General features: G+C 70.5%; 6 protein-coding genes. 4 read left to right on the top strand and 2 right to left on the bottom strand.

Annotated features, from left to right (window positions below):
• Positions 1–204 precede the first annotated feature (204 nt).
• The 4 genes from VGD93_RS12140 to VGD93_RS12125 all read left to right on the top strand — a co-directional run bounded on the left by VGD93_RS12140 (position 205) and on the right by VGD93_RS12125 (position 5429).
• On the top strand, positions 205–999 hold the full coding sequence (locus VGD93_RS12140; RefSeq protein ID WP_395012388.1) for a purine-nucleoside phosphorylase: 795 nt from the start codon (positions 205–207) through the stop codon (positions 997–999).
• Positions 996–1988, top strand: coding sequence for a deoxyribose-phosphate aldolase (gene deoC, locus VGD93_RS12135; protein WP_395012387.1), 993 nt, complete (start codon positions 996–998; stop codon positions 1986–1988). Before VGD93_RS12140 ends, deoC begins: the two co-directional genes overlap by 4 nt.
• Positions 1989–2148: 160 nt before the next feature.
• A complete protein-coding gene (locus VGD93_RS12130) occupies positions 2149–4557 on the top strand; it encodes an aldehyde dehydrogenase family protein (protein ID WP_395012385.1) in 2409 nt (802 codons plus the stop codon).
• 119 nt (positions 4558–4676) lie between these two features.
• Entirely contained in the window at positions 4677–5429 is a 753-nt protein-coding gene (locus tag VGD93_RS12125) for an SDR family NAD(P)-dependent oxidoreductase (protein ID WP_395012384.1), read from the top strand.
• Positions 5430–5444: 15 nt separating this feature from the next.
• Here the strand turns inward: VGD93_RS12125 and VGD93_RS12120 are convergent, their stop codons facing one another.
• Together VGD93_RS12120 and VGD93_RS12115 are read right to left on the bottom strand one after the other, a co-directional pair.
• Positions 5445–5852 (bottom strand): response regulator, encoded by a 408-nt coding sequence (locus tag VGD93_RS12120; protein WP_395012382.1) that lies wholly within the window; start codon positions 5850–5852, stop codon positions 5445–5447.
• Complete coding sequence (locus VGD93_RS12115; protein WP_395012381.1) at positions 5849–7321, bottom strand: sensor histidine kinase; 1473 nt, start codon at positions 7319–7321, stop codon at positions 5849–5851. The genes VGD93_RS12120 and VGD93_RS12115 overlap by 4 nt, the downstream gene beginning before the upstream one ends.
• Between the last annotated feature and the right edge of the window lie 175 nt (positions 7322–7496).

Raw genomic sequence — 7496 nt, 5'->3', positions numbered from 1 at the left:
CCTTCGGCCCCGGGCATCTGGACCGATGATGCCAACAGCCTCAGGGACCCCCACCCTCGTTCTCTCCCCTCAAGGGGGAGGGAAGCCCTCCCAATCTGCCCTCGCAGCCTCATCGCTGGGGCGGGCGGCTCCATCGCTCCCCTCCCCCTTGAGGGGAGGGGTCGGGGGTGGGGGTCATGCGGCTTCATTGTCGAAAGCGGCTCCATGACCAAGGCGGCCAAGACCATCCGCGAGCGCGCCGGCGCCGCCCCGATCGAGGCGGTGCTCGTCCTCGGCTCGGGCCTGTCGGGGCTGGGCGCCGGCCTGCGCGAGCCTGTCGCCATTCCCTATGCCGAGCTCAAGGGCTTCCCCGGCGGCGGCGTCAGCGGCCACGGCAGCGAACTGCTCATCGGCGAGATGGGCGGCAAGCGGCTGGCCATCCTCACCGGCCGCGAGCACTATTACGAGCACGGCAACGCCGCCGCCATGCGCCCGGCGCTGGAGACCCTCGCCGGGCTCGGGGCCGGGGCGCTGCTGCTCACCAATTCCGCCGGCTCGCTCGATCCCGCCATCGTCCCCGGCGACCTCATGCTCATCGCCGACCACATCAACTATGCCGGCATCAACCCGCTGATCGGCGAGCCCACCGACCGCCGCTTCGTCAACATGGTGGATGCCTACGATCCGGGCCTCAGGGGCAAATCGCACGAGATCGCGACCGCGATGGGCCTGGCGTTGAAGGAAGGCGTCTATCTCTGGTACTCTGGGCCTTCGTTCGAGACGCCGGCCGAAATCCGCATGGCGATCGGGCTGGGCGCGACTGCGGTGGGCATGTCCACCGTACCCGAAGTGATCGTGGCGCGCATGCTCGGGCTCAAGGTCTGGGCCTGCTCCTCGATCACCAACATGGGTGCCGGCCTGTCGGACGAGAGGATTTCGCACGAGCACACCAAGGCCATGGCGGTGCAGGGCGCCGCAAAGCTCGAACAACTCATCCCTGCGCTGGTGGAGGCCCTATGAACCTCAGAGTCGTCGACAGCCCGGCGCCGCAACAGGCTGCCCACAAGCGCAACCCCGGCTTCCCGCTCGATCTCGACTGGCTCGAGCGCGTGCGCATGAACCGCTCGGCGCTGGAGCGCCGCGCCGCCACCCTCCCCGGCCGCCGCACCGTCAAGAAGGACTGGCAGGCCGCCTGGCTGCTCAGGGCCATCACCTTCATCGACCTGACCACGCTCAATTCCGACGATACGCCCGGCCGCGTCGAGCGGCTGTGCGCCAAGGCCCGCCATCCGGTGCGCCAGGACATTCTCGAGGGGCTGGGGGCCGACAGGCTCCGCATCGTCCCCGGCGCCGTCTGCGTCTACCACGCCTTCGTCAAGACCGCGGTGGCCGCGCTCGAGGGCTCGGGCATCCCCGTGGCGGCCGTGTCGACGGCCTTCCCGCACGGCCTCGCCCCGTTCGAGACCAAGCTCAGGGAGATCGAGCTTTCGGTCGCCGACGGGGCCAGGGAGATCGACATCGTCATCGAGCGCCAGATGGTGCTGAACGGGGATTGGCAGGGCCTCTACGACCAGGTCAGGGCCTTCCGCAAGGCCTGCGGCGACGCACACCTGAAGACCATCCTCGGCACCGGGGAACTGGCGACCCTCACCAACGTCGCCAGAGCGTCCCTCGTGTGCATGCTGGCCGGCGCCGATTTCATCAAGACCTCGACTGGCAAGGAAAAGGTCAATGCGACGCTGCCCACCTCGCTCGCCATGATCCGCATGATCCGCTGGTTCCACGAGGAGACGGGCATCGAGATCGGCTACAAGCCGGCGGGCGGCATCGCCTCGGCCAAGGCGGCGCTCGACTACATGGCGCTGATGAAGGAGGAACTGGGCACGCACTGGCTGCAGCCGCACCTGTTCCGCTTCGGCGCCTCGAGCCTCTTGACCGACATCGAGCGCCAGCTCGAGCACAACCTGACCGGCCGCTACGCCGCCGACTACCGCATGCCGATGGTGTGAACGTGTCCTGCTGCACGACCCCCACCCCCGCCCCCTCCCCTCAAGGGGGAGGGGAGCGAAGGAACCGACGCGTCAGTCGGGCTCCCCTCCCCCTTGAGGGGTGGGGGCGGGGGTGGGGGTCCATCCGTCGACACGACGCCCTGCGGCGGAGGAGAGTGAAATGAACAAGATCGCCGAAATCTTCGCCTCCCTCGACTATGGCCCCGCGCCCGAGAGCCCGGAGCCGGCGCTCGCCTGGCTGGAGAGCCACGGCAACAGGTTCGGCCACTTCATCGCCGGGGAATGGACGAAGCCCGGCAAGACCTTCCCCTCCGACAACCCCGCGACCGGCAAGCCGCTGGCGCAGGTCAGCGACGGCAGCGCCGCCGACGTCGACAAGGCGGTCAAGGCCGCGCGCGCCGCCTTCCCGGCGTGGAGCGCGCTCACCGGCTACGAGCGGGCCCGCCACCTCTATGCCCTCGCCCGCCTGATCCAGAAGCATTCGCGTCTGTTCGCCGTGCTCGAGAGCCTCGACAACGGCAAGCCCATCCGCGAGAGCCGCGACATCGACATTCCGCTGGCGGCGCGCCACTTCTACCACCACGCCGGCTGGGCCCAGCATCTCGAGCGCGCCTTCCCCGGGCACGTGCCCTACGGCGTCTGCGGCCAGATCATCCCGTGGAACTTCCCGCTGCTGATGCTGGCCTGGAAGATCGCGCCGGCGCTCGCCGCCGGCAACACCGTGGTGCTGAAGCCGGCCGAGTATACCTCGCTCACGGCGCTGCTCTTCGCCGAGATCACGCAGAAGGCAGGGCTGCCCCCCGGCGTCGTCAACATCGTCACCGGCATGGGCGCGACCGGCGCCGCGCTGGTCGAGCACGCGGGCGTCGACAAGATCGCCTTTACCGGCTCCACCGAGGTCGGCAAGCTCATCCGCGCCGCCACCGCCGGCAGCGGCAAGGGTCTCAGCCTCGAGCTCGGCGGCAAGTCGCCCTATATCGTCTTCGATGACGCCGACCTCGATTCGGCCGTCGAGGGGCTGGTCGACGCCATCTGGTTCAACCAGGGCCAGGTGTGCTGCGCCGGCTCGCGCCTGCTCGTCCAGGAATCCATCGAAGCGCGCTTCCTCGCCAAGCTCCGCCGGCGCATGGCGACGCTGCGCGTCGGCGATCCGCTCGACAAGGCCGTCGACATCGGTGCGCTGGTCGCCCAGGTGCAGGTCGAACGCGTCCGCGACCTGGTCAAGCGCGGCGTCGCCGAGGGCGGCGAACTGTACGAGCCCGACATCGACCTGCCCAAGGGGGGCGGCTGCTTCCTCCGGCCGGCGCTGATCACCGGGGTCTCCCCCGCCAACACCGTCGCCAGCGAGGAGATCTTCGGCCCGGTGCTGGTGGCGATGAGCTTCCGCACGCCGGACGAGGCGGTCGCCCTCGCCAACAACACGCGCTACGGCCTTGCCGCCTCGGTGTGGAGCGAAAACCTCAACCTCGCCCTCGACATCGCGCCGCGCCTCAAGGCCGGCGTCGTCTGGGTCAACGGCACCAACCAGTTCGATGCCGCCGTCGGCTTCGGCGGCTACAAGGAGAGCGGCTTCGGCCGCGAGGGCGGCCGCGAGGGCATGGCGGCCTATCTCAAGCCGGGCTGGGAGAAGGCGCTGAAAGCTGCTGCCCCCGGCGCAGAGGCCGCGAAGCCGGCCGCTGCGACGACGGGGGGCGGCGCCCGCAATCCCCTCGACGCCCCCGAGGGCATCGACCGCACCGCCAAGATGTATGTCGGCGGCAAGCAGGCGCGCCCCGATTCCGGCTATTCGCGGCCCGTGCACGGGCCCGACGGCGGCCTCGTCGGCGAAGTCGGCGAGGGCAACCGCAAGGACATCCGCAACGCCGTCGAGGCCGCCCGCGCCGCCCTCGGCTGGGGCACGGCGACCGCGCATGCCCGCGCCCAGATCCTCTATTTCCTCGCCGAGAACCTCGATGTCCGCGCCGACGAGTTTGCCCGCCGCATCCGCGCGCAGACCGGGGCCGGCCTGGCCTCGGCGCAAAAGGAGGTGGCGGCCTCGGTCGAGCGCCTGTTCGCCTTCGCCGGCTGGGCCGACAAGTACGATGGCGCCGTGCACAACCCGCCGCTGCGCGCCGTCGCCCTCGCCATGGTCGAGCCGCTCGGCGTCGTCGGCATCGTCGCCCCGCCGGAGCGCCCGCTGCTGGGCGCGGTGGCCCTGCTCGCCCCGGCGCTCGCCATGGGCAACACCGTCGTGCTCGTTCCCTCCGAGCGGGCGCCGCTCTCCGTTACTGATCTCTATCAGGTGATCGAGACCTCCGACGTACCCGCCGGGGTCCTCAACATCGTGACCGGCGGCGCCGAGACGCTGGGCCGCGTGCTGGCCGAGCACGACGGCGTCGATGGCGTGTGGTTCATGGGCTCGGCCGCCGCCTCGTCCATGGTCGAGAAGGCCTCCATCGGCAACCTCAAGCAGACCTGGACCTCGCGCGGCCTCGCCTACGATGTGGCCGACGCCTCGATTTTCGCCGGCGACTACTTCCTGAGGCGTGCCACCCAGGTCAAGAACGTCTGGGTGCCATACGGGGCGTAGGGCGCCGCCCACGCCGCGCTGGCGCCGCAATGCCGGCGCAGCATCCGTCGTAAGGCGTTGCCGCTGCATGGTGTTACGGCAGGCTGCAGTGGCCCGCCCCACTTGAAAGGATCGCCGTCATGTCGTTCGAAGCCAAGGTCGCCTTGGTCACCGGCGCCGGTTCGGGTCTCGGCGAAGCCATCGCCAAGGAGCTGGCCGGCCTCGGCGCCAGCGTCGTCGTTGCCGACATCAGCCGCGATGGCGCCCATCGGGTTGCCGACGAGATCGCCGCCGCCGGCGGCAAGGCGGCGCCGCTCGTGGCCGACAGCGCCTTGCCGGACGCCAATCGCGAGGCGGTCGATTTCGCCGTGCGCTCCTTTGGCAGGCTCAATTATGCCGTCAACAATGCCGGCATCGGCGGCAAGGCGGCGCCGACGGGCGAGGTCGATATCGACGACTGGAACCGCGTCATCGACATCAACCTCAACGGCGTGCTCTACGGCATGCGCTACCAGATCCCGGCGATGCTCGACGCCGGCGCCGCCGCCAGCGCCATCGTCAACATGGCCTCGATCCACGGCGCCGTCGCGGCGGTCAACAACAGCGCCTACACGGCGGCCAAGCACGGCGTCGTCGGCCTGACCAGGAACGCCGCCGCCGAGTACGGGCCGCGCGGCCTGCGCATCAACTGCGTCGGCCCGGCCTATATCGAAACGCCGCTGCTCGCCAACCTGTCGCCGGAGTTCCGCACGCAGCTGGTGGCCCGCCATCCCCTGGGGCGCCTCGGACGCCCCGAGGAGGTGGCGCACCTCGTGCGCTTCCTGCTGTCGGACGACGCCTCCTTCATCACCGGCGGCTATTATCTCGTCGACGGGGGCTACACCTCCGTCTGAGCGCGGCCCGAGCCCTCACGCCGGGCGCGCCGGCGACGTCGGCAGGCCGGGCGTCGCGGCCGCGCCGAGGCGCAGGAAGGCGGCCTGCAACTGTGCGCGGTCATAGGGCTTGTCGATGATTGCGGCCTCGCCGCTGATGCCGCTCTGGTTGGCATAGCCCGTCGCCAGTACGAACGGGATGTTCTCGTCCCTCAGCCGCTGCGCCACCTTCGCGCTCGTCGCGCCGTTGATGTTGACGTCGAGCAGCGCCGCGTCGGGGCGCTCGGCATCGAGCAGCGCCATTGCCGTGTCGATCCGGTACGCCGGGCCGATCACCACGGCGCCGATTTCCTCGAGCGTCTCGGCCGCCTCGAGGGCGAGCAGCACCTCGTCCTCGAGGATCAGGACGCGCATCGCCGGCACGCCGGACGTCGTGCCGGTCATGGCGCCGGCTGGCGCGCCGGCAGGCGCGCCGTGACCGTGCAGATCAGCCCGCTCGGCAGGTAGTCGAGGTCGATGTCGGCATTGAGCTCGGCGCCCAGCGCCTGCTTGATCATGGTGGTGCCGAAGCCGCGCCGCGACGGACGCTGCACGGGCAGCGGCCCGTGTTCCGACCAGCGCATGGTGAGGACCGGCGCCGGCCCCGGGCCCAGCTGCCACTCGAAGCGCACCGAGCCGTTGGGGTCGCGCAGGGCGCCGTGCTTGACGGCGTTGGTGTACATCTCGTGCAGGGCCATGGCGGTGGTCACCGCCTGCTTGGGCTCGAGGTCGACATGCGGCCCGTGCAGGCGCACGCGCGAGTCGGCGTCGCCGTTGACCGACTTGCGCGCGACTTCCTCGAGCGAGGCGCTCTGCCAGCTCTCCGCCGCCAGCAGGTTGTGGGCCTGCGCCAGGGCGGCGAGGCGACCCTCGAAGGCCTGCAGCTGCAGGCTGCGCGGCGCCTCGGAGCGGAACGTCTGGCGTGCCACCGCCTGCACCACCGCCAGCGTGTTCTTGACCCGGTGGTTGAGCTCGTTGATGAGCAGGCGCTTGTGCTTGTCGGCCTCTTCGCGCTCGGTGACGTCGACATTGACGCCGATCATCCCCAGGAACTCGCCGTGCCGCCCGAAATTCGGGCGGGCCACCGTCTCCAGCACGCGATATACCCCGTCGCTGCGGCGGTAGCGGCCCTTCACCGTGGCGCTGGACCTGGCGCCTATGGCCTCCTGCATGCGCCGGGCCACCTCGTCGCGATCGCCGGGGTGCAGCGTCGTCGCCCAGTCGAAGCTGGCCACGTCGCGCACGCCCCAGAACTCGCGCAGCAGCGAATTGATGTGCAGGCACCGGCCGCTGCTGTCGGAGATCCAGATCATCACCGGCGCGTCCTCGGCCATGTGGCGGAAGCGCTCCTCGCTCTCGCGCAGGCCCAGCTCGGCAGTCTCGCGGGCGCGCTCGGCCCGGTAGCGCTCGAGCGCGAACCCCACCTGGCGCGCGATGGCCACGGCGCAGGCGCGATCATGCGCGGTGAACTCGCGCCGCGCCGGGAAATAGGTCATGAACTTGCCCACCACCTGGCCATGCACGAACAGCGGCACGAACGCCAGCCCGACGATGCCCTCCGCCCCGATCCGCTGCTTCAGCCACTCCGGCTCGTCGGTGTCGTTGATGTCCGCCACGAAGATCGGCTCCGCCTCGCGCGTCCCGGCCTGCCACGGCGAGTGGCCGTCGACCGCTGCCCGGTAGTCGGCCGTGAGGCCCCGCCAGGCGACGAAGCGCATGATCCCCGCCTCGTCGAACAACAGGATGGAAGCCCGGTCGCAGCCCAGCAACCCGCCGATCACTTCCAGCACCGCCTCGTACACCTCTTCGGGGCCCGTCGCCCGGAACAGCCGGTCGGTCAATGCAAACAGCTGCGCGGCGGTGTCCCCGGCCACGAGCGACTCGTCTCCTTGCGCCAATCCTGTGATCTCCCTATGCCCACGGGGCCATCGGCCGAAACGGATGAGGGCCGGAACGGTTCCCGCCGCGAGCGCGACGGCAGGGGCGGCGCGCGGCGGTCGACTGCACGTCCAGGGCGAGCTAGTCTTGCAGCCGGCGTCCCGCCGATTT

Origin of the sequence: Devosia sp. (assembly GCF_036406155.1) — a bacterium.
Classification (GTDB): domain Bacteria; phylum Pseudomonadota; class Alphaproteobacteria; order Rhizobiales; family Devosiaceae; genus Devosia_A.
This window is presented reverse-complemented; position numbering and strand designations above follow the sequence as displayed.